Origin of the sequence: Streptomyces sp. NBC_00459 (assembly GCF_036013955.1) — a bacterium.
In the GTDB taxonomy this organism is placed as follows: domain Bacteria; phylum Actinomycetota; class Actinomycetes; order Streptomycetales; family Streptomycetaceae; genus Streptomyces.
In genome coordinates, this window is sequence record NZ_CP107903.1 from 6,770,076 (window position 1) to 6,796,556 (window position 26,481).

Annotated in this window: 22 protein-coding genes, 1 tRNA gene and 2 pseudogenes; 24 read left to right on the top strand and 1 reads right to left on the bottom strand. The window is 68.9% G+C overall.

Going from position 1 to position 26,481, the window contains the following annotated elements; all coding sequences use genetic code 11:
• Positions 1-189 precede the first annotated feature (189 nt).
• The 8 genes and pseudogenes from OHN74_RS30060 (at position 190) to OHN74_RS30095 (ending at position 5,715) form a co-directional block, all read left to right on the top strand.
• Positions 190-531, top strand: coding sequence for an SCO3933 family regulatory protein (locus tag OHN74_RS30060; RefSeq protein WP_327697708.1), 342 nt, complete (start codon positions 190-192; stop codon positions 529-531).
• Positions 531-1,853 (top strand): FtsK/SpoIIIE domain-containing protein, encoded by a 1,323-nt coding sequence (locus OHN74_RS30065; protein WP_327697709.1) that lies wholly within the window; start codon positions 531-533, stop codon positions 1,851-1,853. Before OHN74_RS30060 ends, OHN74_RS30065 begins: the two co-directional genes overlap by 1 nt.
• A gap of 12 nt (positions 1,854-1,865) precedes the next feature.
• The gene (locus tag OHN74_RS30070) at positions 1,866-2,060 is read left to right on the top strand and encodes a hypothetical protein (RefSeq protein ID WP_235474829.1); all 195 of its coding nucleotides are present in this window, start codon (positions 1,866-1,868) and stop codon (positions 2,058-2,060) included.
• A gap of 44 nt (positions 2,061-2,104) precedes the next feature.
• Positions 2,105-2,395: a hypothetical protein gene (locus OHN74_RS30075; RefSeq protein ID WP_327697710.1), complete on the top strand. Its 291-nt coding sequence runs from the start codon at positions 2,105-2,107 to the stop codon at positions 2,393-2,395.
• A 104-nt stretch (positions 2,396-2,499) separates the two neighbouring features.
• Positions 2,500-2,757: a hypothetical protein gene (locus OHN74_RS30080; protein WP_327697711.1), complete on the top strand. Its 258-nt coding sequence runs from the start codon at positions 2,500-2,502 to the stop codon at positions 2,755-2,757.
• Positions 2,754-4,138: pseudogene (locus OHN74_RS30085) on the top strand (replication initiator). The gene OHN74_RS30080 and the pseudogene OHN74_RS30085 overlap by 4 nt, the downstream one beginning before the upstream one ends.
• Positions 4,128-4,319 (top strand): annotated as a pseudogene (locus OHN74_RS30090) (helix-turn-helix transcriptional regulator); the annotation flags it as partial. The pseudogenes OHN74_RS30085 and OHN74_RS30090, both read left to right, overlap by 11 nt.
• 7 nt (positions 4,320-4,326) lie before the next feature.
• A complete protein-coding gene (locus tag OHN74_RS30095; RefSeq protein ID WP_327697712.1) occupies positions 4,327-5,715 on the top strand; it encodes a tyrosine-type recombinase/integrase in 1,389 nt (462 codons plus the stop codon).
• A 937-nt stretch (positions 5,716-6,652) separates the two neighbouring features.
• Here the strand turns inward: OHN74_RS30095 and OHN74_RS30100 are convergent.
• A tRNA-Arg gene (locus tag OHN74_RS30100) sits at positions 6,653-6,724 on the bottom strand.
• A gap of 163 nt (positions 6,725-6,887) precedes the next feature.
• Here OHN74_RS30100 and OHN74_RS30105 point away from each other — a divergent pair.
• The 16 genes from OHN74_RS30105 (at position 6,888) to OHN74_RS30180 (ending at position 26,440) form a co-directional block, all read left to right on the top strand.
• A complete protein-coding gene (locus tag OHN74_RS30105) occupies positions 6,888-7,370 on the top strand; it encodes a response regulator (RefSeq protein ID WP_327697714.1) in 483 nt (160 codons plus the stop codon).
• Positions 7,371-7,620: 250 nt separating this feature from the next.
• Complete coding sequence (nrtL, locus tag OHN74_RS30110) at positions 7,621-8,673, top strand: ArgS-related anticodon-binding protein NrtL (protein WP_327697715.1); 1,053 nt, start codon at positions 7,621-7,623, stop codon at positions 8,671-8,673.
• Positions 8,674-8,715: 42 nt separating this feature from the next.
• Positions 8,716-10,107 carry a diaminopimelate decarboxylase gene (lysA, locus tag OHN74_RS30115; protein ID WP_327697716.1) on the top strand — a complete coding sequence of 464 codons (1,392 nt, stop codon included), beginning with the start codon at positions 8,716-8,718 and terminating at the stop codon, positions 10,105-10,107.
• Between the two features lie 149 nt (positions 10,108-10,256).
• Positions 10,257-11,549 (top strand): homoserine dehydrogenase, encoded by a 1,293-nt coding sequence (locus tag OHN74_RS30120; RefSeq protein WP_327697717.1) that lies wholly within the window; start codon positions 10,257-10,259, stop codon positions 11,547-11,549.
• A 6-nt stretch (positions 11,550-11,555) separates the two neighbouring features.
• Complete coding sequence (gene thrC / locus OHN74_RS30125) at positions 11,556-12,614, top strand: threonine synthase (protein ID WP_327697718.1); 1,059 nt, start codon at positions 11,556-11,558, stop codon at positions 12,612-12,614.
• A gap of 295 nt (positions 12,615-12,909) precedes the next feature.
• A complete protein-coding gene (gene thrB / locus OHN74_RS30130) occupies positions 12,910-13,839 on the top strand; it encodes a homoserine kinase (protein ID WP_055525671.1) in 930 nt (309 codons plus the stop codon).
• 465 nt (positions 13,840-14,304) lie between these two features.
• The gene (gene rho / locus OHN74_RS30135) at positions 14,305-16,395 is read left to right on the top strand and encodes a transcription termination factor Rho (RefSeq protein WP_327697719.1); all 2,091 of its coding nucleotides are present in this window, start codon (positions 14,305-14,307) and stop codon (positions 16,393-16,395) included.
• A gap of 192 nt (positions 16,396-16,587) precedes the next feature.
• Positions 16,588-18,348, top strand: a complete 1,761-nt coding sequence (locus tag OHN74_RS30140; protein ID WP_327697720.1) for a trypsin-like serine protease — start codon at positions 16,588-16,590, stop codon at positions 18,346-18,348.
• Positions 18,349-18,565: 217 nt separating this feature from the next.
• Entirely contained in the window at positions 18,566-19,672 is a 1,107-nt protein-coding gene (locus OHN74_RS30145; RefSeq protein WP_327697721.1) for an LCP family protein, read from the top strand.
• Positions 19,673-19,918: 246 nt separating this feature from the next.
• Entirely contained in the window at positions 19,919-20,143 is a 225-nt protein-coding gene (rpmE, locus tag OHN74_RS30150) for a 50S ribosomal protein L31 (RefSeq protein ID WP_006381676.1), read from the top strand.
• A gap of 103 nt (positions 20,144-20,246) precedes the next feature.
• Positions 20,247-21,323, top strand: coding sequence for a peptide chain release factor 1 (gene prfA, locus OHN74_RS30155; RefSeq protein ID WP_327697722.1), 1,077 nt, complete (start codon positions 20,247-20,249; stop codon positions 21,321-21,323).
• 87 nt (positions 21,324-21,410) lie between these two features.
• On the top strand, positions 21,411-22,250 hold the full coding sequence (prmC, locus tag OHN74_RS30160; protein WP_327700331.1) for a peptide chain release factor N(5)-glutamine methyltransferase: 840 nt from the start codon (positions 21,411-21,413) through the stop codon (positions 22,248-22,250).
• Between the two features lie 53 nt (positions 22,251-22,303).
• Entirely contained in the window at positions 22,304-22,951 is a 648-nt protein-coding gene (locus tag OHN74_RS30165; RefSeq protein ID WP_006381677.1) for an L-threonylcarbamoyladenylate synthase, read from the top strand.
• Entirely contained in the window at positions 22,948-23,628 is a 681-nt protein-coding gene (locus OHN74_RS30170) for an arsenate reductase/protein-tyrosine-phosphatase family protein (protein WP_327697723.1), read from the top strand. The genes OHN74_RS30165 and OHN74_RS30170 overlap by 4 nt, the downstream gene beginning before the upstream one ends.
• 81 nt (positions 23,629-23,709) lie before the next feature.
• Positions 23,710-24,963 (top strand): serine hydroxymethyltransferase, encoded by a 1,254-nt coding sequence (glyA, locus tag OHN74_RS30175; protein WP_327697724.1) that lies wholly within the window; start codon positions 23,710-23,712, stop codon positions 24,961-24,963.
• 127 nt (positions 24,964-25,090) lie between these two features.
• On the top strand, positions 25,091-26,440 hold the full coding sequence (locus OHN74_RS30180) for an MraY family glycosyltransferase (protein ID WP_327697725.1): 1,350 nt from the start codon (positions 25,091-25,093) through the stop codon (positions 26,438-26,440).
• The last annotated feature ends 41 nt before the right edge of the window (positions 26,441-26,481 follow it).

Genomic DNA, 26,481 nt, shown 5'->3' on the forward strand with positions numbered 1-26,481 from the left:
CCGTGATCATCTCTTGACTGTGTGTCTCTGTAGACAGTTCGTCCACGTGCGTAGACAGCCTCTCTCACCACAAGACGGTTGACAACCCGTACTACGGGTCGCACTCTGGACTCCAGTCACCCGTACTACGGGTGGTCTAGCAGCCCGAAGGATCAGCCTTCGGGTGTCAGAGATGAGGAGTTCAGATCAGTGGCAAGCCTTCCGATCGACACCGCGAAGTTCACGGGGATCATCTGTGCCGTACCCCCGGCTCCGCGGGTTGCCAATCGTGAGACCGGTCAGCTTCGTGTTGACCGTGAGACCGGCAAGACCGTGTACCAGGTCGGTCTTTGCCTGATGGCGGGTTCATCGGCGGACGTCGTGAACGTGAGCGTTGCCGGGGAACCGGCCGGTGTGCAGCTTGGTATGCCGGTGGCAGTGCGGGACCTGGTGGCCACGCCGTGGGAGAACGACGGGCGACACGGTGTCGCCTTCCGCGCGGCGGAGATCCGGCCCCTGAACGCCCCGGCGGGGAAGGGGGCGGTGCAGTGATGACGCTGGCCTCCTCCACCTCCTCGGCCGGGACGGTTTGGCCGAGCTGGGTTCTGGTGGTGGCCGCGGTGCTGGTGTCGGGTCTGCTTCTCGCAGGCCCGGCCCTGCGCCGCCGCTACCCCGTGGCCTGTTGGTTGTTACTCGCCTACCCGGTCATGGTCGTTCGCGTGATGCGCACCTGGCGGCTGTTGATGGCCGGGTGCGGACTCGCTGTCAGCCGTCGGCCGGCGTTGACCGTGGTGTCCGGACTCGTCGGCAACGGGGCGCCTCCGCCTCAACCGCGTGTCCCTCGATTCGGGTTCATACGCCCGACCGGCGGCGGATTCTGGCTGCTGGTGCGGTTGTTGCCGGGGCAGCTGCCCGAAGACTTCGTCAAAGCGGCACCTGCCATGGCGGAGAACTGGCAGGTCCATGGGGTGCGGGTGACCTCCTGGAAGCCGGGAGTCGTACGGATCGCCGCATCGGTAGGCGATCCGCTGGCCGCTCCTCGACTACCGAAGCAGTGCGGGCCCGTTCACTTGCTCCGAGTCACGGTGGGCGCGCTGGAAACCGGTGCCGCTTGGGTCATCGACCTTCGCCGTGTGCCGCACTGGCTCATCGTCGGGGCCACACGGTCCGGCAAATCGACGTTGATCAACGCACTCGTCGCGGGCCTGGCTCCGCAACCGGTCGCGTTGGTCGGGGTCGACTGCAAGGGCGGCATGGAACTGTCGCTCTACGAGCCCCGGTTGTCCGCGCTGGCGACCAACCGTGAGCAAGCGGTTCGGCTCCTGGCGGCGCTCGTAGATCTGACGCTCGACCGCATGACCGTCTGCCGGGCTGCCCGCGTACGCAACATCTGGGGTCTGCCGGAGAAGGAACGCCCGGTACCGGTCGTCGTCATAGTCGACGAGATCGCGGAGCTGTTCCTCGTCGCGAGCCGGAACGAGAAAGACGAAGCGCACGCGGCCGGTACGGCGTTGATCCGCCTCGCCCAACTGGGCGCGGCGCTCGGGGTGTTCCTCGTCGTGGCCGGCCAGCGGGTGGGATCCGATCTGGGACCCGGCGTCACAGCACTGCGTGCCCAACTCGGCGGACGCGTGTGTCACCGGGTGGCCGACCCCGGTACGGCGGAAATGGCGCTCGGAGACCTCAACCCCGACGCGCTCAAAGCCGCACAAGCCATCACCCCCGAACAGGCAGGTACGGCCGTACTGGCCTCCGGCGACGGCTGGGAACGTGCTCGCTCCCACCTCATCACCGAGACGGACGCGGAGGCCATCGCGGCTGAGTACGCGCACCTCGCCCCGGTCCTGCCCGAACTGCTCACCGAGGCCAAGTGAAGGGGAACAGCCGTGCTGGTGTCCATGTCGGCCGTACTGCTGCTCGGCCTGTTGATCTGGTTCCTGCTCCGCATCCGCTACCTGCGCTGGGCGGACGCACTGCTCTGCGGAACCTTCGGCTTCCTGCTGGCAACGACCCTGGCAGCGCCGGTGGTTCGAACGGTGCTCGTCGCGGTCGGCGGGTTCCTCGGGCAACTCCGCTTCTGAAGCGACTTCCCCCGATGACCGAACAACAGAGAGGTGGGCGAGCCATGCCCAAGTACGAAATCCGCTCCGGTGACCGGGCCGAGTTCATCGCCGGTCTGCGCGAGCTGGCGGACTTCCTTACCGCCAATCCCATTGTCCTCGTACCGCGCTGCGCGTCCTTCGGCGTCTTCGTCGACGGAGCCGACTCCACTGCTCGCAGGGAGGGGACGGAGTACGTCGCCGCACCGCTCGGCGTTCCGGTGAAGGACATCGGCGAGGGCTACTACGACGCACGCCGCATCTTCGGGTCGATCGCGTACAGCGTGATCGCGATACCGCCCGAGGAGCGCCAGTGATCGCCCGTACAACGGGCTCCCGACGGGGCGCGAAGTCGCCAAACCCGACCCCGTCAGGAACCCACTCCATCCGCCACATGAGCAGTGAAAGGAGTACTCACACTTTGTCCACCGCGCATCGTTCGCGCAAATCTCCTCTACCGGAGTGCGAACTGAGGGTCGCCGACTCCGAAGTGTCGACCTGCACGGGACGGGAACAGATCGTCCTCGTCGGGCTCGACGGCTACGAGCGGCATCTGTGCCCGGCACACGCCGCCGCACTCTGGCTCACGGATCCGACCCTCCGGTTCAGCGCCAAGACCCGGACGGAAGCGATAGCCGCCGTGATGTGGCAGGCGTTCGGGGGAGGTGGTCGGCAATGACCGCACCCCTTCCGAAGAACGTTGCTGCCCTGCTCACCAAGGCAGCAGAGCCGGAGTTCGCGGCCTGGCGGCGCAACATCGTCAGCCTCGCCGGCTGCACCAACCCGATCCACCTGGTTGGCGGGGCAACGGTCGTCGACACGACCACGGGCGAGGCCCTGTACTCGTACGCGTCGGACGTCTACGGCGGTCGACTCCTGACCGCTTGCGGCAACCGACGGTCGACGGTCTGCCCGTCCTGCTCCCGCCTCTACCGGGCCGACACCTATCAACTGATCCGGGCCGGGCTGGTCGGAGGCAAGAACGTCACGGAGTCGGTGAGTGGGCACCCCCGGGTGTTCGCCACCCTCACCGCTCCCGGCTTCGGCCCGGTTCACACCCGTCGTGAGCGTGCGGGGCGGGTACGGGCATGCCGTCCCCGGAGGGCGGGGGAGTGCTGCCCGCATGGCTCGCCCGTCGGATGCCATGAGCGACACACGGAGGGCGAGCCCCGACTCGGCGAGCCCCTGTGCCCGCGCTGCTACGACTATGCCGGGGCTGTCCTCTGGCAGGCGTACGCCGGTCAGCTCTGGCACCGGTTCGCGCTGGAGCTGCGCCGCGAGGTTGCACGGCGGTCCGGGTTGTCCCGTACCGAATTCGGGGACGTGGCCCGGTTGTCGTACGCGAAGGTGGCCGAGTCCAGCGGCGGGGCCTGGTCCACTTCCATGCCGTGATCCGTGTCGACTTCCATGCCGTGATCCGTGTCGACGGACCGGACGGACCGGCCTCGACTCCGCCCGGTTGGGCGACAACGGCTCTGCTGACGGATGCGGTACCGGCGGTTGTCGGTCGCGTACGGCTCGTCGCTCCTGGCGCGGATGTCGTCGGTACTCGATTGCTCCGCTTTGGCGAACAGGTCGACGTGCGGCCCATCGAGGCGTTCGGGGCGGGGGAGCGGCTGACCTCCGCGGCTGTCGCGGGCTACATCGCGAAGTACGCCACCAAGGGTGCCGAGTCAGCCGGCGCGGTCGACGGTCGGATCCGCCAGGCGCGAGAGCTGGTCATGCTGCCGGTACGGGCCCATGTCCTCCGCATGATCAGTACGTGCTGGTGGCTCGGTGGTCTCCCCGCATTCGAACCGCTCGGATTGCGGCGCTGGGCGCACATGCTCGGCTACGGCGGCCACTTCTCCACCAAGTCACGGCGCTATTCGACGACGCTGACCGCGCTCCGTGAAGCTCGTGCCGAACACCGTGCGGAAGAGCAGCGAACTGCTCTCGGCATCGGCAAGCGGTCGACGATCACGGTTGGGCAGTGGCGCTATGCCGGGCGCGGCTACTCACCGGAGGCGGCGCTCTTGGCTGCCTCCGTGCGGGAAGCCGGTGGTCGTCATGGCGCGTGAGGAGGCGGCCGATCTGCTCACCGTGCGGCAGGTGCTTGAAGAACTGGGCGGGATCTCCCGACGCACCTTCTACCGCTGGCGGGAGCTGCGCATCGCGCCCGCCTGCATCCGTCTGCCGAACGGTGAGTTACGGGTCCGCCGTGACGTGCTCAACGACTGGTTGGCGGAGCGTGCGAGGGGGCCGCGTCGTGAAGTCGTACAAGGTCGTCATCTGGAAGCTCAGCATCAACCGCTCCGCGAAGAAACCGACGTACCTCGTCCGCTGGTCCGTGGGCGGCGAGCCGTTCCACGAGTCGCACAAGACGAAGGCGCTCGCGGATCGCTTCCGGGCCAAGCTGCTCCGAGCTGCCGACAAGGGCGAACCGTTCGACACAGTGACCGGTCTGCCTGACTCGCTCCGCGGAGGGAATGCGGCGCTGTCGTTCCTCGACCTGGCGGTGAAGTACGTGGGAGCGCGTTGGGCGGAAGCGTCGGCGAGGCAACGGGACAGCATGACCGATGCTCTGGCAACGGTTGTTCCCCTCCTCGTCAAGCCGGGGAGGGGGCGGCCCACTCCCGAGGTGCTGCGGCGGGCGCTGCGCTCGTACGTCCTGCCGGTTTCCCGCCGGGAGCGAGAGCGGCCGGACGAGATCGCGGCGGCCGTGCGGTGGATCGAGAAGGCCTCGCTCCCTGTGGGGGAGTTGCAGGAGATCGCCCGAGTGCATGAGCTGATCGACGGGTTGGGTCGCAGGCTGGACGGCAAGCCTGCGGCGACGCAGACGTATCGCCGACGCAGGGCGGTTGTCTTCAACGCCCTTGAATACGCAGTGGAGTTGGAGCACCTGCAGTCCAACCCGCTGAGCCGGGTGCGGCGTAAACGGGGCAAGTGTGCGGTGCAGGAGGTCGACCGTCGAGTGGTGGTCAATCCGCGGCAGGCTCGGGAACTGCTGACCGCCCTCACTTACGTCGGCGGATACGAGCGCGCGAGTGGCCGACGACTGAAGGCGTTCTTCGGCTGTCTGTACTACGCGGCCTTGCGGCCAGGCGAGGCGCTGGGACTCCGCCGCTCCGACTGCAGCCTTCCGGCGTCCGGCTGGGGGCGGTTTGAGCTGGCGGAGACCCGTCCTACGGCAGGGAAGGCATGGACGGACTCCGGGGATGCGCACGATCGGCGCGGCCTGAAGCAACGGGCCAGCGGCGAAGTGCGCATCGTGCCGATTCCGCCTCCACTGGTGCGAATGCTCCGCGAGCACTTGAAGGAGTTCGGTACGGCGAAGGACGGGCGGCTGTTCTCCAGCGAGCGGGGCAACGTGATCGCGGCCTCGTCGTACTCACGAGCGTGGAAACAGGTTCGGGAACTGGCACTCGTACCGCATCAGGTGTCGTCGGTCCTGGCCTTCCGGCCGTACGACCTTCGGCACGCTGGCGTCTCCCAGTGGCTGAACTCTGGGGTACCTGCCCCAGAGGTGGCGGCCCGTGCCGGCCACTCGGTGGACGTGCTCCTGAAGATCTACGCGAAGTGCATCGACGGCCAGGAGCAGGAAATGAACGACCGGATCCTGAAGGGTCTGGGAGAGGGGAATGACACCGAGAGCTGAAACGTCCACGTGACCGACAAGCTGAGAGCCCCGGAGCGATCCGGGGCTTTTGGCTTTCTCGCTCTGACTGCGATCGGCAGGTGGCTGGCCTTTTGGGCGCCAGCAAATATCATCCGTCGCCAGGTAGGTCTGCCCCCATGGCAGCGCGAGCGCGATCCAGAAAGTCTTGGTGTGCTCGTCGGCAACGGTCCGAGTGCGTCTCCCACTCGTCTTCACGAAGCTCCAAGAGAACGTCACGGCTGCCAAGGTGCGCAGCGATGGCCGCCACCTGATCCAACGAGTGCACCTGGTCAAGAGCACTACGGACGGCTGCCTCCGCTGCTATCGCTACGCTCTTGGGGCCCTCCAGCGCGATCAGGTTCGACCTCTCTCGCAGTTGCCAAGTGGTGTCTCGGAACTGTCCGATGATTGCGTTTCCTTCGGACGGGGCGGGGGCTGACCAGGCAGCGGCCAGTTTGCGATTCAGGCTGTCAAGCTCGTTGAGGAACTGCATGTATGCCTCACGGCGGAGCTCACGCCGTCGTGACCCTCGTTGCTCGCTGCGATCTTGTTGCGCCTGCCTCTCCTGCGAGTCCAGTTGCCTGCCCGTTGTCCTGGCGGCAATGAACGCTGCGAGGGCGCCTCCCAGCAGGGTGGATGAGGCAGTGATCAGCGCAACCGCAATGGTGTCCTCCATGTGGGGCTAGTCTGCACTGCGCCGGACACGGGGAGGCCACAGCAGTGCATGCCGCGGCGCAGTTCGCGGACAGAATGGGAGTGCTGCAAGATGACCTGGAAACCGACTTTGACCTGCAGTGCACACCCTTAAGATCATTACGTCACCATTACGTGATCACTGGCAAACAGCTGCCTTCGGCGGCATCCGCCTGCACACACGCGAAGACCCCGTCCTCAGCTACTGCGCTGATGGCGGGGTCTTTAGGCACCTTCTACAAGGTGCCCCCGGCAGGATTCGAACCTGCGCACACGGCTCCGGAGGCCGTTGCTCTATCCCCTGAGCTACGGGGGCGTGTCTGGCGCGTTGCGCGGCGACGAGTAGAACCCTACCAGCTCGTTCGGGGTGATCAGGAACGGGTTTTGGAGGTCGTGGCGGACCTGGTCGGCGTTCGATCGGGCCGGTGGAAGTGGCGAAAAGCCGGACGCGGTGGCCGGTCTCGACCTACCCTCGAGTTGTGCCAGGCGTGTCCGGCCGGGTGCTTGTTGTGGACGACAACAAGGTCATCCGGCAGCTGATCAGGGTCAACCTCGAACTGGAGGGTTTCGAGGTCGTGACCGCGGCTGATGGTGCCGAGTGTCTGGATGTCATTCATCAGGTGTGCCCCGATGTCGTCACCCTCGACGTCGCGATGCCCCGCCTCGACGGTCTGCGTACCGCCGCCCGGCTGCGGGCCGATCCCCGGACGCGTGACCTGCCCCTCGCGATCATCAGCGCCTGCACGCAGTACGAGGTCGAGGCCGGACTTGAGGTCGGCGTCGACGCGTTTCTCGCCAAGCCCTTTGATCCCTCCGAACTCATCAGCCTTGTACGGCAGTTGGCCGAGCGCGGGCGGGACGACGCCTCGTTCGGGAGCGCGCTCGGACCGTCGCTGGGCCCCATCGGTTCCCTCGGCGCCCCCACCGAGGCCGAGCGAGCCGGCCGAGGCGCCGTCGGCTGACCCGGCCACGCGCCGCCGGAACCCGGCGTGGCTTCGCCGAACTCGGTCACCTCTCCGCCGGAACCTGGGCGCTTCTCCGCCCGAACCCGGCATTACGTCGCCGGAACCCCGGCACCGCACCCCTGGCTCCCGTACCCCCCGCTCCCCTTCCCCGCACCCTCCCCATTCACGTCCGCGCCCTCCGTCCACATACCGGACCCACCTCAAACCCATTCGCCTACCCACCCCCCTCCTCCCATACGCTTGTCCCGTGACCCCCGTCGAGCTCTCCCGTACCGTGCTGTGCGCGGTACGTCGTGCCGTCGACGCGGGAGAGCTGAGCGTCGCCGTTCCCGCACGCGCCGTTGTCGCCGCTCCCGGTCCCGGTGGTTCCGGGGACTACGCCACGAACATCGCGCTGCAGCTGGCCAGGCCCGCCGGTCGCACCCCCCGCTACGTCGCCGAAGTCCTGCGCGAGCAGATCAGTGCCGCCCCCGGCGTCCGTGGCGTCGAGATCACCGGGCCCGGATTCCTCAACATCAGCCTCGACAGTGCCGCCCCCGCAGCCCTCGTACGCGAGATCCGCGCCCAGGGCCTGCGCTACGGACACAGCGAGGCCCTCGCCGGTCAGGTGCTGTCGGTGCGGCTGCCCGTCGCGTACGAACCCCGGGCCGAAGTCGTCGCCGACGCGCTCGCACGCATCGTCGCCACCCAGGGCGCCCGCGTCCACCTCCACCGCGGCACCGGTGAACAGGGCGAGCAGGATGGACGGCATGAACGGCATGGACGGGGTGAACATGGCGTCGAGACCCTCGACCTCCGCACCCTCCCTCCGGCGTCCGGCGACCCCACCCCCCTCGGGCCCGACGCCGCCCGGTGGGCCCTCCTTCATCCCGCGCCGCACGACCGGCCCCGTATCGGCGCCGAGCATCTGGTCCAGCGGGAGAGCAACCCCCTCTTCCGGGTGCGTTACGCCCACACCCGCACCCGCGCCGTCGGCCGTAACGCCGCCGACCTCGGCTTCACCGCGCACGCCGGTGATCTCATCGACGTAGCCGACGTACCGACGCCTCTTCTCCTCGCCCTCGCCGACCACCCCCGCCTCCTCCTCGGCGCCGCCACCCACCGCGCCCCGGACCGGCTCGCCCGGCATCTCGTCACCCTTGCCGATGCCACGCTCGCCTTCCTTCCCACCGTGCTGCCGCTCGGCGACGAGAAACCCTCGGCCGCCCACCGGGCCCGGCTCGCGCTCGCCGAAGCCGCCGGGACGGTGCTGGCCGGCGGCCTGTCCCTGCTCGGCATCGACGCACCCGAGTACCTCTGAATGCCTCAATACCTCTGACACCACCGAGGAAGCCGCACAGTCATGAGCCGTTCCGCACACCCCGCCGGGCCCCGTCACGCCGACGTGCTGCCCGAGGGCCACCCCTCCGCGCCGCCCGCCGACCTCAACCACCTGGACCGGAAGGTCTGGGCGTCGACCGTCACCCGTACGCCCGACGGTGTCGTCAGTGTCGGAGGGATCGAGGTCACCCGGCTCGCCGAGGAGTTCGGCACCCCCGCCTATCTCATCGACGAAGTCGACTTCCGTGAGCGGGCCCGGGCGTGGCGTACCGCCTTCGGGGCCGACGCCGACGTCTTCTACGCGGGCAAGGCGTTTCTCTCGCGTGCCGTCGTGCGGTGGCTGCACGAGGAAGGGCTCAACCTCGATGTCTGCTCCGGGGGGGAGCTGGCCACCGCCCTCTCCGCCGGCATGCCCGCCGATCGCATCGCCTTCCACGGCAACAACAAGTCCGTCGATGAGATCGAGACCGCCATCCGCGCCGGGGTCGGGCGGATCGTACTCGACTCCTTCCAGGAGATCGTGCGCGTCGCGCACGTCGCGCAGTCCCTCGGCAAGCGGCAGCGCGTGCAGATCCGTATCACCGTGGGTGTGGAAGCACATACGCACGAGTTCATCGCCACCGCCCACGAAGACCAGAAGTTCGGGATTCCGCTCGCCGGTGGGCAGGCCGCCGAGGCCGTGCGGCGGGCGCTGCAGCTCGATGGGCTCGAGCTCATCGGTATTCACTCGCACATCGGGTCGCAGATCTTCGACATGTCCGGGTTCGAGGTCGCCGCGCACCGTGTTGTCGGGCTGCTCAAGGACATTCGTGACGAGCACGGGGTCGAGCTGCCCGAGATCGACCTCGGGGGTGGGCTCGGTATCGCCTACACCAGCGACGACGACCCCCGCGAGCCGCACGAGATCGCCAAGGCGCTCAACGAGATCGTGAGCCGGGAGTGCGAGGGCGCGAAGCTGCGCACCCCTCGTATCTCCGTCGAGCCCGGGCGTGCCATTGTCGGGCCCACCGCCTTCACCCTCTACGAGGTCGGCACCATCAAGCCCCTCGAAGGGCTGCGTACGTATGTCTCCGTCGACGGCGGGATGTCCGACAACATCCGGACCGCGCTGTACGACGCCGAGTACAGCGTCGCTCTCGTCTCCCGGACCTCCGAGGCCGCGCCCATGCTCGTGCGGGTCGTCGGCAAGCACTGCGAGAGCGGGGACATCGTCGTCAAGGACGCCTTCCTGCCCGCAGACCTGGCGCCGGGTGACCTCATCGCGGTGCCGGCGACCGGTGCGTACTGCCGGTCCATGGCCAGTAACTACAACCACGCCCTGCGCCCGCCCGTCGTCGCCGTGCGCGAGGGGGAGGCCCGCGTGATCGTTCGACGGGAGACCGAGGAGGATCTGCTCCGTCTCGACGTGGGGTGACGGCAGAATCACAGGAGGCGGCGGAAGATCTCCTGTCTTCCGCCGCTCGGAAAACGAAATAGACATCTCACGATCCGGACGATTGGTAGAAACTTCAGTCCGGTGAGTGAGACTTATCAACCGAAGACGGTATGAGGAAACGAGGTCGGATGATGCGTACGCGTCCGCTGAAGGTGGCGCTGCTGGGCTGTGGGGTAGTCGGCTCAGAGGTGGCGCGCATCATGACGACGCACGCCGACGATCTCGCCGCGCGCATCGGTGCTCCCGTCGAGCTTGCCGGGGTCGCTGTGCGGCGGCCCTCCAAGGTGCGTGAAGGCATCGACCCCGCCCTCGTCACCACCGACGCCACCGCCCTCGTCAAACGCGGCGACATCGACGTGGTCGTCGAGGTCATCGGCGGTATCGAGCCCGCGCGCTCCCTCATCACCGCCGCCTTCGAGCACGGTGCGTCGGTGGTCTCCGCCAACAAGGCGCTCCTTGCCCAGGACGGCGCCGCCCTCCACGCAGCCGCCGGGGCCCACGGCACGGACCTCTATTACGAGGCCGCAGTCGCCGGTGCCATCCCGCTCATCCGGCCGCTGCGCGAGTCCCTCGCCGGTGACAAGGTCAATCGGGTGCTGGGGATCGTCAACGGCACCACCAACTTCATCCTCGACAAGATGGACAGCACGGGGGCGGGTTATCAGGAGGCCCTCGACGAGGCCACCGCCCTCGGGTACGCCGAGGCCGACCCGACCGCCGACGTCGAGGGGTTCGACGCCGCCGCCAAGGCCGCCATCCTCGCCGGAATCGCCTTCCACACGCGCGTGCGCCTCGACGACGTCTACCGCGAGGGCATGACCGAGGTCACCGCCTCCGACTTCGCCTCCGCCAGGAACATGGGCTGCACCATCAAACTGCTCGCCATCTGCGAGCGGGCCGGGGACGGGCAGTCCGTCACCGCGCGTGTGCATCCGGCCATGATTCCGCTGACGCACCCGCTCGCCTCCGTGCGCGGCGCCTACAACGCGGTGTTCGTCGAGTCCGACGCCTCCGGGCAGCTGATGTTCTACGGGCCCGGGGCCGGCGGTGCGCCGACGGCCTCCGCCGTGCTCGGTGACCTCGTCGCCGTGTGCCGCAACCGGCTCAGCGGGACGACCGGGCCGGGCGAGTCGGCCTATGCCGCGCTGCCCGTTTCGGGCATGGGCGATGTGGTCACTCGCTATCACATCAGCCTTGACGTCGCCGACAAACCGGGTGTTCTCGCCCAGGTGGCCACCGTGTTCGCAGAGCACGGGGTATCCATCGATACGGTTCGGCAGACGGGCAAGGACGGCGAGGCCTCCCTCGTCGTCGTCACCCATCGTGCGTCCGACGCCGCCCTGGGCGGAACCGTCGAGGCGTTGCGCAAGCTCGACACCGTGCGGGGTGTCGCAAGCATCATGCGGGTTGAAGGAGAGTAACCAGCAATGACCCACCAGTGGCGCGGAATCATCGAGGAGTACCGGGACCGGCTGCCCGTCTCCGCCAGCACGCCGGTCGTGACGCTCCGCGAGGGCGGCACGCCCCTCGTCCCCGCGCAGGTGCTCTCCGAGCGCACGGGCTGCGAGGTCCACCTCAAGGTGGAGGGCGCCAACCCGACCGGGTCCTTCAAGGACCGCGGTATGACCATGGCCATCACCCGGGCGAAGGAGGAGGGCGCGAAGGCGGTCATCTGTGCCTCCACGGGCAACACGTCTGCCTCCGCCGCCGCGTACGCCGTGCGCGCGGGCATGGTCTCGGCCGTTCTCGTGCCGCAGGGCAAGATCGCCCTCGGCAAGATGGGGCAGGCGCTGGTCCACGGCGCCAAGATCCTCCAGGTCGACGGCAACTTCGACGACTGCCTCACCCTCGCCCGCTCCCTGAGCGACAACTACCCGGTGGCGCTGGTGAATTCGGTCAACCCGGTGCGTATCGAGGGACAGAAGACGGCCGCCTTCGAGATCGTCGACATGCTCGGCGACGCCCCCGACATCCACGTCCTGCCGGTCGGCAACGCGGGCAACATCACCGCGTACTGGAAGGGCTACACCGAGTACGCCGCCGACGGCATCGCCCGGCGCACCCCGCGCATGTGGGGGTTCCAGGCGGCCGGCAGTGCCCCGATCGTGCGCGGCGAGATCGTCAAGGACCCCTCGACGCTCGCCACCGCGATCCGCATCGGCAACCCGGCCTCCTGGAAGCAGGCGCTGGCCGCGCGCGACGAGTCGGGCGGCCTCATCGACGAGGTGACGGACCGTGAGATCCTGCGCGCCTACCGGCTGTTGGCCGCGCAGGAGGGCGTTTTCGTCGAGCCGGCGTCCGCCGCGTCCGTAGCCGGTCTGCTGAAGATGGCCGAGCAGGGCAAGGTCGACCCGGGCCAGACCATCGTCTGCACGGTCACCGGCAACGGCCTGAAGGACCCGGGCTGGGCCACCGAGGGCGCACCGAAGCCGGTCGTCGTCCCGGTGGACGCCGCGACGGCCGCCGAGCGACTCGGACTCGCGTAGACCGGGTACTGATCGCCTAACCGGGGTACTCCCTACGGAGTCCCTACGGCGGGTGCACAGGGGGCTTACGACACGCATCGTGCGCCTCCTGTGCGCCCTATGTCGCCACAGAACCTTCCTTCGATAAGCTGGGGTGAACCCGCCCGCCGCATATGCCCCCGTGTATGGCGCGGCGCCGCGTTGTCCCAGCGGCCTGAGGGTCCCCCCGTAGGTCCTCAGCCGTTTCAGTAGCCGTTCTCCAGTGTCGTGTCGAATGTTTTCGACGAAATCGCAGCTCAAGGAGAGTCATCGAGCGATGGCCGGTCCAGCGTTCCGAGCCGCCGCCGTCCGGGTGCGCGTCCCCGCCACCAGCGCCAATCTCGGTCCGGGCTTCGACGCCCTGGGCCTGTCGCTGGGGCTGTACGACGACGTGGTCGTCCGGGTGGCCGACTCCGGGTTGCACATCGACATCGCGGGTGAGGGCAGCGAGACCCTCCCGCGCGACGAGAACCACCTCCTCGTACGGTCCCTGCGCACCGCCTTCGACCTGCTCGGCGGACAGCCGCGCGGCCTTGAGATCGTGTGCGCCAACCGCATTCCGCACGGGCGGGGACTCGGGTCCTCCTCGGCGGCCATCTGCGCCGGCATCGTCGCCGCGCGGGCCGTCACCATAGGCGGCGACAGCCGTCTCGACGACGAGGCGCTGCTCGAACTCGCCACCGAGATCGAGGGGCACCCCGACAACGTCGCGGCCTGTCTGCTCGGCGGATTCACGCTCTCCTGGATGGAGTCGGGCGCCGCCCGGGCGATCAGGATGGAACCCGCCCGCTCCGTCGTTCCGGTGGTTTTCGTCCCCGGGAAGCCGGTACTCACGGAGACCGCGCGCGGTCTCCTGCCCCGCACCGTCCCGCATGTCGACGCCGCGACCAACGCGGGGCGCGCCGCCCTGCTCGTCGAGGCTCTGACCAGGCGTCCCGAGCTGCTGCTGCCGGCCACCGAGGACCGGCTGCACCAGGACTACCGCGCCCCCGCCATGCCGGAGAGCACGGCCCTGGTGGAGCGGCTGCGGGCCGACGGCATCCCCGCGGTGATCTCCGGCGCCGGACCCACGGTCCTGGCACTGACCGACGAGGCCACCGCCGACAAGGTCTCCCGTCTGGCGGGCGAGGGCTGGGCCGCCAACCGGCTCGGCCTCGACGCCAGGGGTGCGAGCGTGCTGCCGCTCGCGGCCCCCGGAGAGAGCTAGGCGACGACATCAACGGGGTGTGCGCCAGGGGACCTGCGACATTCAACGCTGCGACATTCAACTACATACGGTTGCCGGATTTGGAGAGGGGGAATGTTTGTTGGATCCGGTAGTGTTAACCTCAAGTCTGCACCCGACCCCACCATGGCGAGGTGCTTTGTGTCCCCGTCCGGGACAGACATTCTTCCGGGAGCCCCCCAAGCCACTCTGTGTTTCATGCGGCGTTCGTTTCGTCGTGTGCAGGCGCTGAGCGGCATTCAGGGCACGCTCCGGAACCGGTGTGACCAAGCCACCTGACACAGAACTTCAGTGTCACGGCTTTGGGAAACGCCATCACCAGAAACCTCTTCCGCCGCTTCGGCGGACCACCGCCCCGGCACGGTCCACTCATAAGGACCGAAGCCGGACAGCAAAACCGGTCGCCGTGCCAGACAGGCCGACGTCCGCTCCAGGGAAGGACCCTTCGTGAGCGACACCACCGATCTGATGGGCGCACGTGTCGAGGAGACCGCTGCGGCGCCCTCCACGGACGCCTCCGCGCCTGCCACGGGTGCCGGCTCCCGGCGGCGCCGCGGCACCGGCCTCGACGGCATGGTGCTGGCCGAGCTGCAGCAGGTCGCATCCGGCCTCGGTATCAAGGGCACCGCGCGGATGCGCAAGAGCCAGCTGATCGAGGTCATCAAGGAGGCGCAGGCCGGGGGCGGAACCCCCAAGGCCGCAGCCGCCCCCGCCGGGGACGCCGCCGAGACCAAGCCGAGGCGCCGCGCCACCTCCAAGGCCCGTACGGGTGAGGACACCGCGCCCGCCGCCGCCGAGAAGAAGGCGGCCGTGCAGGTCGTCGAGGCGCCCGCCGAGAAGGCCGTGGCCCAGCAGCAGATCGAGATTCCCGGCCAGCCCGCTGGGGGTCCCTCCCGCGCGAGCGAAGCCGAGCGTGGGGGAGAGGACGCCCCGGCCGAGCGCCGCAGGCGCCGCGCCACCGCCGAGGCAGGCAGCCCCGAGACGATCGTCGCCGAGGCGAAGAGCGAGCCGAAGGCCGAGACGCAGGCCGGTGACGCCGACGGTGACGGCCGCCAGGGCCGCCGCGACCGCCGGGATCGCGGAGACCGCGGCCGGGACCGCGACCGCCGGGGCGGCAAGAGCGACGAGCAGCAGGGCGGCACCCAGCAGCGCGGGACGCAGCAGGGCCAGCAGCAGGCCGGCGGCCGTCCCGAGCGCCAGGACCGTCCCGAGCGCCAGGAGCGGCAGGACCGCCAGCAGCGGGACACCGGGCCGCGTGACACCGGCCCGCGTGACAACGGGCCGCAGGACGACGACGACTTCGACGGCGGACGCCGTGGCCGTCGGGGACGTTACCGCGACCGCCGTGGCCGTCGTGGGCGCGAGGAGTTCGGCCCGAACGAGCCGCAGGTCGCCGACGACGACGTCCTGATCCCCGTCGCGGGCATCCTGGACATCCTCGACAACTACGCGTTCATCCGGACGTCCGGCTACCTGCCGGGCCCCAACGACGTGTACGTCTCCCTCGCCCAGGTCCGCAAGAACGGCCTGCGCAAGGGCGACCACGTCACCGGTGCGGTCCGTCAGCCGAAGGACGGCGAGCGCCGCGAGAAGTTCAACGCGCTGGTGCGCCTGGACTCGACCAACGGCATGGCCCCCGACTCCGGCCGCGGGCGCCCCGAGTTCAACAAGCTGACGCCGCTCTACCCGCAGGACCGCCTCCGTCTGGAGACGGACCCGGGCGTCCTCACCACCCGCATCATCGACCTCGTCGCGCCGATCGGTAAGGGCCAGCGCGGTCTGATCGTGGCCCCGCCGAAGACCGGCAAGACCATGATCATGCAGGCGATCGCCAACGCGATCACGCACAACAACCCCGAGTGCCACCTGATGGTCGTCCTGGTCGACGAGCGTCCGGAAGAGGTCACCGACATGCAGCGGTCGGTGAAGGGCGAGGTCATCTCCTCGACCTTCGACCGCCCGGCCGAGGACCACACCACGGTCGCCGAGCTGGCCATCGAGCGCGCCAAGCGCCTGGTGGAACTGGGCCACGACGTCGTCGTACTGCTCGACTCGATCACGCGTCTGGGCCGTGCCTACAACCTCGCCGCCCCGGCCTCCGGCCGCATCCTGTCCGGTGGTGTCGACTCGACCGCCCTGTACCCGCCGAAGCGCTTCTTCGGTGCGGCCCGCAACATCGAGGACGGCGGCTCGCTGACCATCCTCGCCACCGCGCTGGTGGACACCGGGTCCCGCATGGACGAGGTCATCTTCGAGGAGTTCAAGGGCACCGGCAACGCCGAGCTCAAGCTCGACCGGAAGCTCGCCGACAAGCGCATCTTCCCGGCGGTGGACGTCGACGCGTCCGGTACCCGTAAGGAAGAGATCCTGCTCGGCAGCGACGAACTCGCCGTCACCTGGAAGCTGCGCCGAGTGCTGCACGCGCTCGACCAGCAGCAGGCGATCGAGCTGCTTCTCGACAAAATGAAGCAGACGAAGTCGAACGCCGAGTTCCTGCTCCAGATCCAGAAGACGACGCCGGGCGGCAACAACGACTGACGGTCGGTAAACGGTCGGCAATCAGTCCACAAAGGGCCATCCCCTGTTACGGGGGTGGCCCTTTGTGCTGTATGGGACACGTGTACGATCGCGCTCTTCGGGCCGATTCTCGTGGTGTGCCCGAACTGACGATCCCTAGGGGGGACTTGAGTGGGTATATCCCTGTCCGGTGAAGGCCGCCACAGACGCCGTGTGCGGATCGCCGTTCCCGTGATCGCCGCCGGCCTCGCCGCCGCGGTCACCGGCGCTCTGATGATGTCGTCGGCGAACGCCGCCACCGCCCTGCCGAAGCCCACCTCCGACCTGAGCCGCAGCGCGCCCAGCACCGCCGAGCTCAAGCAGCGAGTCGCGGACGCGGCCACCAGTGACGACACCCTGGCTTCCAAGAAGACGGCGTTCAGCTCCGGCACCGCCGGCGGCACCAAGGACGCGAAGATCATCGGTGGTTCGACGACCACCCTCGCGGCGGCCCCGTACATGGCCCAGCTCTGGTACGACGACACCAGGGGCACGGACACGACGGACGACGACATCACCTTCTTCTGCGGCGGCTCGGTCATCGCGCCGACGAAGATCCTCACCGCCGCGCACTGCGTCAAGGGCTACAACTGGAACGCCAACGGCGCCGTCATCACCGGTACCGCGACGCTTCCCGACGCCGACGGCAACACGAACGGGACCGTCTCGGGCGTCTGGCGCCAGTGGAACAACCCGTCGTACAGCTCGGTGACGTTCGACAACGACGTCGCCGTACTGACGCTCGCGTACCCCGTCACGGCACCGCCGATCCGGATGACGACGGCCGGTGACACCGCCTCCTACAAGGCGCTCACCAACGCCAAGGTCTACGGCTGGGGGCGCACCAGCTCCACCACCAAGGACATCTCCGCGACCCTGAAGACGGCCACGCTGCCCATCCAGTCCGACGCCACCTGCACCGGCAAGTACGGCAGCGACTTCGTCAAGGGCCACATGGTCTGCGCGGGCAACCCCGCCACCGGCAGCGACACCGGTACCACCACGGCCTGCAACGGCGACTCCGGCGGCCCGCTCGTGGTCGCGGGCAAGGTCGTGGGCGTGGTGTCGTGGGGTGTGACGGACTGCGTCGAGAAGGGCGCCTACAGCGTCTTCTCGAAGGTCACCTCGTACGTCGGCGCCGTGTACCCGCGGGTCGAGGACGCGAACCTCAGCGGCGATCAGCTCGCCGACCTGTGGCTGCGGCGCGCCTCCACCAAGGTGGGCTACGAGAAGGACTCCAAGGGCACCAGCTTCGGTGCGAGCGAGGCCTGGGGCAACTGGGACGGCGTCAACGTCGTCCTGCAGACCGATCTGAACCGGGACGATTACCAGGACCTCGTGGTCCGCGACAGCGGCTCCGGCGCGGTCTACTGGATGCACTACGTGCCCAACGCCGACGGCAGTGCCGGAAGCTGGGCCACGAAGACGATCTTCGCCAACTGGAAGTCCCGCACCCGGATCATCACCCCGGGCGACGTCACCGGCGACTACAAGCCCGACGTCCTCTCGGTCGACTCCGCGGGCGCCCTGTGGATCTACCCGGGCAACGGCAACGGCACCTTCGGGACGCCGTCGAAGGTCTCCACCGGCTGGAACCAGTACAACTCCATCGTCGGTCACGGCGACTTCAACGGTGACGGCAAGGCCGACCTGCTGGCCCGTACCAAGACCGGCTCGGTCGGCTACCTCCTCAAGGGCAACGGCAAGACCGGCTCCCAGGCCTTCGCGGCCCGGGTCAAGGTGCGCACCTGGGGCGGCTTCAACACCCTGGTCACCCCCGGTGACGTGACCGGCGACGGAAAGGCCGACTTCCTGGCCCGTACGCCCGCCGGGACGATGTACCTCTACCCGGGCACCGGCAAGGGTACGAGCGAGATCTTCGGCACACCGAAGTCCGTCGGCACCGACTACAAGCAGTGGGACATCATCAGCTGAACCCGCAGGTGAACGGGGTCTTCTGAGCGATTCGCGAGGAACATCCCGTCCGTTCGGTCACGCACTGTGCCCTTCGCATCACGCGAAGGGCACAGTGCGTTGTGCAACCCTTTTTCCGTAATGACCGTCTGACCATCAGACCGACCGGGTTACGACGGAAACAGGACTGACCCTGAAAGCAAGGGGTAACCGACCGGAACGAAACCGAAGGAAGCGCATGTCCGCCGAGAGCAATCCGCTTGACCCAGCGCAGCCGGTGAAGAGGGGCAGCCGCCGCAAGCCCCGCGGCAAGCACTCCAGGGCGCTGCTCGTCACCGCCTGGATCGCCGCCGTCATCGTCGTGCTCGGCGGCACCGGACTCGGGTACGTGTACTTCAAGCTCAACGGCAACATCAAGAGCGTCGACATCAACCAGGTCCTGGGCACCAACCGCCCGACCAACGTCGACAACGGCTCCGAGGACATCCTGGTCCTGGGCTCCGACACCCGCTCCGGCGCCAACAAGAAGCTCGGCGGCGGCGCGGACGACGGCAGCGCCCGCTCGGACACCGCGATGATCGTCCACGTGTACGAGGGCCACAAGAAGGCCAGTGTGGTCTCCATACCCCGGGACACCCTCGTCGACCGCCCCCTGTGCACCGACGCCAAGGGTGTCACCCACGACGCGGCCTCCGGCGTGATGTTCAACTCCGCGTACTCCACGGGAGGCGCCGCCTGCGCGGTGAAGACCGTCGAGTCGCTCACCGGGATCCGCATGGACCACTACATCGAGGTCGACTTCACCGGCTTCCAGAAGCTCGTCGACGAGCTGGGCGGTGTCGAGGTCACCACGACGAAGGACATCAAGGACTCCGACAGCCACCTGAACCTGAAGGCCGGCACGCACAGGCTGAACGGCAAGCAGGCACTCGGCCTGGTCCGCACCCGCCACGGCGTCGGCGACGGCTCCGACCTGGGCCGGATCCAGCTCCAGCAGGCGTTCATCAAGGCCCTCGTCGACCAGATCAAGGACGTGGGCGTCCTGACGAACCCCAAGAAGCTCTTCGACTTGGCGGACACCGCCACCAAGGCCGTCACGACCGACTCCGACCTGGGCTCGGTCCGCTCGCTGACCTCCTTCGCGACAGGCCTCAAGAGCATCAGTTCGTCCCACATGACCATGGTCACCATGCCGGTGGAGTACGACCCGGCCAACCCCAACAGGGTGATCGTGGACGACACCAAGGCCCGACTGGTCTGGAACGCCCTGAAGGCCGACAAGCCCATCCCGGCAGCAGCGACAAAGGGCACGGCAAAGGGCGACGCGGCGGGAGTGGTGAGCTGAAAAACAGGAGGGCGCAGCCCTCCGTTTTTCAGGGGCGCGGGGAACTGCGCGACAAGCCACAGCGCACCCGCACCCGCCCGTGAACGCCACTCCATCACCCCCTCCCGCGCCCCCAGGGAATATCCAACCCCCGCCCCCGGTTTTGGGGGATGCGCCCAGTCCTGGCAGACTGGTACGTCGGCCCCGGTTCACGCACCCGCATCCCGCGGAGGCGACCCGGAGCCCTCCCGAAACTAGGAGAACCCCTTGAAGCGCGAAGTCCACCCCGAGTACGTCGAGACGCAGGTCAGCTGCACCTGTGGCGCGTCGTTCACCACCCGCAGCACGATCACGAGCGGCAACATCCGCGCCGAGGTCTGCTCCGAGTGCCACCCGTTCTACACGGGCAAGCAGAAGATCCTCGACACCGGTGGCCGCGTGGCCCGCTTCGAGGCCCGCTTCGGCAAGGCCGCTGCCGGCTCCAAGAAGTAGCGAGGCACCAGCGCCGGTCCATGGACGCCCCCCGGGGCGTACCTGGACCGGCGTTTTTGGTCGTCCGCCTTCCCCCACGCACCACACGTTTTCAGGAGCCACCATGTTCGAGGCCGTCGAGGATCTGCTCACCGAGCACGCCGACCTGGAGAAGAAGCTCGCCGACCCGTCGGTCCACGCCGACCAGGCCAACGCGCGCAAGCTCAACAAGCGCTACGCCGAGCTGACCCCGATCGTCACGACGTACCGCTCCTGGAAGCAGACCGGGGACGACATCGGCACGGCGAAGGAGTTCGCCGTCGACGACCCCGACTTCGCCGCCGAGGTCAAGGAACTGGAGAAGCAGCGCGAGGAGCTCACCGAGAAGCTGCGCCTGCTGCTCGTTCCGCGTGACCCCAACGACGACAAGGACGTCATCCTGGAGGTCAAGGCCGGCGCGGGCGGCGACGAGTCCGCCCTGTTCGCCGGGGACCTCCTGCGCATGTACCTCCGGTACGCCGAGCGCGTCGGCTGGAAGACCGAGATCATCGACGCCACCGAGTCCGAGCTGGGCGGCTACAAGGACGTCCAGGTCGCCGTGAAGACCAAGGGCGGCCAGGGTGCCACCGAGCCCGGCCAGGGCGTCTGGGCCCGTCTGAAGTACGAGGGCGGGGTGCATCGCGTACAGCGCGTGCCCGCGACCGAGTCCCAGGGCCGGATCCACACCTCCGCGGCCGGTGTCCTGGTCACCCCCGAGGCGGAGGAGGTCGACGTGGAGATCAACCCCAACGACCTCCGTATCGACGTGTACCGCTCCTCCGGTCCCGGCGGCCAGTCCGTCAACACGACCGACTCCGCGGTGCGCATCACGCACATTCCCACCGGAGTCGTCGCCTCCTGCCAGAACGAGAAGAGCCAGCTGCAGAACAAGGAGCAGGCGATGCGTATCCTGCGCTCCAGGCTCCTTGCGGCAGCCGTGGAGGAAGCGGAGAAGGAGGCCGCCGACGCCCGCCGCAGCCAGGTCCGCACCGTCGACCGCTCCGAGAAGATCCGTACGTACAACTTCCCGGAGAATCGCCTCTCGGACCACCGCGTCGGCTTCAAGGCGTACAACCTCGACCAGGTGCTGGACGGCGACCTCGACGCCGTCATCCAGGCCTGTGTCGACGCGGACTCCGCAGCGAAGCTCGCGGCAGCGTAAGCCCCGTACGAGCCCCGTACGAGTGACGAGTACCGGAGGACCAGCGTGCAGCAGAACATTGGGGGACGGCCCCCGAGCCCCCGCAGCTTGCTGCTCGCGGAGGTGGCCCAGGCCACCCAGCGGCTGGCCGACGCGGGCGTGCCCTCGCCGCGCAACGACGCGGAGGAGCTCGCCGCGTTCGTGCACGGCGTGAAGCGCGGCACGCTGCACACCGTCAAGGACATCGACTTCGACGCCCGTTACTGGGAGGTCATCGCCCGCCGCGAGGCCCGTGAGCCGCTCCAGCACATCACCGGGCGCGCCTTCTTCCGCTACCTGGAACTCCAGGTCGGGCCGGGCGTGTTCGTGCCGCGCCCCGAGACCGAGTCGGTCGTCGGCTGGGCCATAGACGCCGTCCGCGCGATGGACGTCGTCGAGCCGCTCATCGTCGACCTGTGCACCGGTTCCGGCGCCATCGCGCTCGCCCTCGCCCAGGAGGTCCCGCGCTCCCGGGTGCACGCCGTGGAGCTGTCCGAGGACGCCCTGGCGTGGACCCGCAAGAACATGGAGGGGTCCAGGGTCGACCTGCGGCAGGGCAACGCCCTGGACGCCTTCCAGGACCTCGACGGCCAGGTCGACCTGGTCATCTCCAACCCGCCGTACATCCCGCTCACGGAGTGGGAGTACGTCGCCCCGGAGGCCCGGGACCACGATCCCGAGCTCGCCCTGTTCTCGGGCGAGGACGGCCTCGACCTCATCCGGGGCCTGGAACGCACCGCACACCGTCTGCTGCGCCCCGGCGGCGTCGTCGTCGTCGAGCACGCGGACACCCAGGGCGGCCAGGTGCCGTGGATCTTCACCGAGGAACGGGGCTGGGCCGACGCGGCCGACCACCCGGACCTCAACAACCGCCCGCGCTTCGCGACCGCCCGCAGGGCCACGCCGTGAGCATCACCCAGACTCTCTACCCCCAGCAGTACGTGTACGAGGAGGCCCGCTAAATGGCTCGGCGATACGACACCAACGACGCGACCGACCGCACGACCGGTCTGCGCGAGGCCGCGTCCGCCGTCCGCCGCGGCGAGCTGGTGGTCCTCCCGACCGACACCGTGTACGGCATCGGTGCCGACGCGTTCTCCTCCGAGGCTGTCAACGACCTGCTGGAGGCCAAGGGCCGCGGCCGTGGCATGCCCACGCCCGTCCTGATCGGTTCCCCGAACACCCTGCACGGCCTCGTCACGGACTTCTCCGAGATGGCCTGGGAGCTCGTCGACGCCTTCTGGCCCGGCGCCCTCACGCTCGTCGCCAAGCACCAGCCGTCGCTCCAGTGGGACCTGGGGGACACCCGCGGCACGGTCGCCGTACGCATGCCGCTGCACCCGGTGGCCATCGAGCTGCTGACCGAGGTCGGCCCCATGGCCGTCTCCTCAGCCAACCTGACGGGCCACCCGTCCCCCGAGGACTGCGACGCCGCCCAGGAGATGCTCGGCGACTCCGTCTCCGTCTACCTGGACGGCGGCCCCACGCCCGGAATCGTCCCGTCGTCGATCGTCGACGTCACGGGCAAGGTGCCGGTCCTGCTGCGCGCGGGCGCACTGTCGGCCGAAGAGCTGCGCAAGGTGGTCCCCGACCTTGAGGTGGCGAATTGACTGCCCCTGACGCGGGGCGTGGCATAGGCACGCGTACGGGGGTCACGGGGGCTCAGCACTGGAACGGGGCCTCGCGGGACGCCTTCCGCATCCTCTATGTCAGCACCGGCAACGTCTGCCGCTCACCGATCACCGAGCGGCTGACCAGGCATGCCCTCGCCTCCCGGCTCGGCGACCCGCTGTGGGGCGGCCTCATCGTGGAGAGCGCCGGTACGTGGGGCCACGAGGGCGCGCCCATGGAGGCCAACGCGGAGGCGGTCCTCGCGGAGTTCGGCGCGGACCCTTCCGGCTTCACGGGGCGCGAGCTGCTCGACGAGCACGTGATCCGGGCCGACCTGGTACTGACGGCCACGCGGGACCACCGCGCGCAGGTCATCTCCATGGGCCACTCGGCGGGCCTGCGCACCTTCACGCTGAAGGAGTTCACCCGCCTGGTGAAGGCGATAGACCCGGCGACCCTGCCCCCGCTGGACGACGGCATGATCGAACGGGCGCGCGCCCTGGTCCGCGCCGCGGCAGCTCTACGCGGGTGGCTCCTGGCGCCCACCGCGGAGGCGGACGAGGTGTACGACCCGTACGGGGCGCCCCTGACGTTCTTCCGGTCGATCGGGGACGAGATACAGCAGGCGCTGGACCCGGTGGTGACGGCTTTGACAGGAGTCGCCGCGCGTACGTAGGCGGTTCGCGGGTGTACCGGGCGCACCCGCTCTCCCAGGCCTACATTGGACGTACGTCACCGTCGACGCCCGGAGTCCACCATGTCGGTCACGCGTGCCCTTGAGGGCGATCTCGCTGTGGATGTGCTGCGCCGGCAGGACCCCGAGCTGGCCGAGGTGCTGCTCGGGGAGGCCGAACGGCAGTCGACGACGCTCCAGCTGATCGCCGCCGAGAACTTCACCTCGCCCGCCGTGCTGGCCGCGCTCGGCTCGCCGCTGGCCAACAAGTACGCCGAGGGCTATCCCGGCGCCCGGCACCACGGCGGCTGCGAGATCGTCGACGTCGCCGAGCGCCTCGCCGTGGAACGCGCCAGGGCGCTCTTCGGCGCCGAACACGCCAACGTCCAGTCCCACTCCGGGTCTTCGGCCGTTCTGGCCGCCTACGCCGCCCTCCTGCGCCCCGGTGACACCGTCCTGGCCCTCGGGCTGCCCTACGGCGGCCATCTCACGCACGGGTCGCCGGCCAACTTCTCCGGGCGCTGGTTCGACTTCGTCCCCTACGGGGTGGACGCGGAGAGCGGGCTCATCGACCACGAGCAGGTGCGCACCCTCGCCCGTGCGCATCGGCCCAAAGCCATCGTCTGCGGGTCCATCGCCTACCCCCGGCACATCGACTACGCCGCCTTCCGCGAGATCGCCGACGAGACGGGCGCCTACCTCATCGCCGACGCCGCCCACCCCATCGGGCTCGTCGCCGGGGGAGCGGCGCCCAGTCCCGTGCCGTACGCCGACATCGTCTGCGCGACCACCCACAAGGTGCTGCGCGGACCGCGCGGCGGGATGCTGCTGTGCGGTGCCGAGCTCGCAGAACGGGTCGACCGGGCGGTTTTCCCGTTCACCCAGGGGGGCGCGCAGATGCACACGATCGCCGCCAAGGCCGTCGCCTTCGGCGAGGCGGCGACCCCGGCCTTCACGGCGTACGCCCATCGGGTGGTCGCCAACGCCCGGGTGCTCGCGGCGGGGCTGGCCGCCGAGGGGTTCGTGGTGACGACAGGAGGGACGGACACGCACCTGATCACGGTCGACCCGGCGCCCCTGGGAGTGGACGGACGTACCGCGCGAGGCCTGCTTTCAGCCGCAGGAGTGGTTCTGGACTGCTGTCCGCTGCCCCACGGAGAGGCGCGCGGGCTGCGGCTCGGAACGGCCGCGCTGACCACCCAGGGGATGGGAGAGGCCGAGATGGCGCGGATCGCCGTGCTGCTGGCGGGCCTGCTGCGTGGGGCTGCCGAGAGCGGTGGGGTGCGTGAAGAAGTGCGGGAGCTGGCCGGTAGATTTCCGCCGTATCCCGGGCGATGAGGGGTAGTCGTCAACTCGTGCACAGGCGCACGTGCAACCATCGTCGATACCCGGAAGTCCCTATCCCTATGCGTCCCTCGCTAGGGTGTGGGACCTGGGATGGCCAGCGAGACCTGTGGGGAAGCCTGTGCGTGAATACCTGCTGACGCTCTGCATCACGGCCGCGGTGACGTATCTGCTGACCGGGCCGGTACGGAAGTTCGCGATCGTGGCCGGAGCGATGCCGGAGATCAGGGCCCGTGACGTGCACCGGGAACCCACTCCGCGGCTCGGCGGGATCGCGATGTTCTTCGGGCTGTGCGCCGGACTGCTGGTCGCCGACCACCTCACCAACCTCCACGAGGTCTTCAAGAACTCGAACGAGCCGAGGGCGCTGCTCTCCGGCGCCGCGCTGATCTGGCTGATCGGCGTCCTGGACGACAAGTTCGAGATCGACGCCCTGATCAAGCTGGGCGGCCAGATGATCGCCGCCGGCGTCATGGTCATGCAGGGTCTGACGATCCTGTGGCTGCCGATCCCGTCCGTGGGCAACGTCGCGCTGACCCAGTGGCAGGGCACCCTGCTCACGGTGGCGCTGGTCGTCATCACCATCAACGCGGTCAACTTCGTCGACGGCCTGGACGGCCTCGCGGCCGGCATGGTGTGCATCGCGTCGGCGGCGTTCTTCCTCTACGCCTACCGGGTCTGGGTCTCCTACGGCATCGAGGCCGCCGCCCCGGCCACCCTGTTCTCGGTGATCCTGATGGGCATGTGCCTCGGCTTCCTGCCGCACAACATGCATCCCGCCCGGATCTTCATGGGCGACTCCGGGTCGATGCTCATCGGGCTGGTGCTGGCCGCCGGCGCGATCTCCATCACCGGGCAGATCGACCCCGACGCGATGAACCTGTTCTCCGGGTCCGAGCGCAACACCGTGCACCAGATGGTGCCGGTCTACATCCCGCTGCTGATGCCGCTCACCATCATCGCGATCCCGGCCGCCGACCTGGTGCTGGCCATCGTGCGGCGCACCTGGCGCGGACAGTCGCCGTTCGCGGCCGACCGGGGGCATCTGCACCACCGGCTGCTGGAGGTCGGGCACTCGCACAGCAGGGCCGTCCTGATCATGTACTTCTGGTCGGCGCTCATCGGCTTCGGCGCTCTGTCCTACTCGGTCAACAACGCGTCCATGTGGATCGTCCTCAGTGTGGTGGCACTGAGCGCGATCGGACTCGTACTCCTGCTGCTGCCCCGCTTCACGCCGCGCGCCCCGCGCTGGGCCGAGCGGTTCGTGCCGCCGCGCTACCGGCGCGGCCGTACGACGGAGGAGGCCGCGGCGACGGCGCCCGCCGCCTCGGTGCCGGCCACGGCCGACGAGGAGGCCGCTCCGGAACACCGTGCTCCCGTGCGGGCCGGCGTCTCGGGAGTCAACGGGGCGACGGCGATCGGCCCCCGTTCGCGGCTTCTTGACCGGCGTAAAGCCGGGTCGTCGCGCTGACGCAAGGTAAGAATCTGACTAAGGCTTTGCTTGAAACAGAG

What these genes read in the sequence shown, in the direction of transcription:
- OHN74_RS30165 (WP_006381677.1), top strand. Translation starts at nt 22,304, where the DNA reads ATGGCTCGGCGATACGACACCAACGACGCGACCGACCGCACGACCGGT.
- prfA (WP_327697722.1), top strand. Translation starts at nt 20,247, where the DNA reads ATGTTCGAGGCCGTCGAGGATCTGCTCACCGAGCACGCCGACCTGGAG.
- OHN74_RS30065 (WP_327697709.1), top strand. Translation starts at nt 531, where the DNA reads ATGACGCTGGCCTCCTCCACCTCCTCGGCCGGGACGGTTTGGCCGAGC.
- OHN74_RS30145 (WP_327697721.1), top strand. Translation starts at nt 18,566, where the DNA reads ATGTCCGCCGAGAGCAATCCGCTTGACCCAGCGCAGCCGGTGAAGAGG.
- OHN74_RS30075 (WP_327697710.1), top strand. Translation starts at nt 2,105, where the DNA reads ATGCCCAAGTACGAAATCCGCTCCGGTGACCGGGCCGAGTTCATCGCC.
- OHN74_RS30120 (WP_327697717.1), top strand. Translation starts at nt 10,257, where the DNA reads ATGATGCGTACGCGTCCGCTGAAGGTGGCGCTGCTGGGCTGTGGGGTA.
- thrC (WP_327697718.1), top strand. Translation starts at nt 11,556, where the DNA reads ATGACCCACCAGTGGCGCGGAATCATCGAGGAGTACCGGGACCGGCTG.
- glyA (WP_327697724.1), top strand. Translation starts at nt 23,710, where the DNA reads ATGTCGGTCACGCGTGCCCTTGAGGGCGATCTCGCTGTGGATGTGCTG.
- lysA (WP_327697716.1), top strand. Translation starts at nt 8,716, where the DNA reads ATGAGCCGTTCCGCACACCCCGCCGGGCCCCGTCACGCCGACGTGCTG.
- thrB (WP_055525671.1), top strand. Translation starts at nt 12,910, where the DNA reads ATGGCCGGTCCAGCGTTCCGAGCCGCCGCCGTCCGGGTGCGCGTCCCC.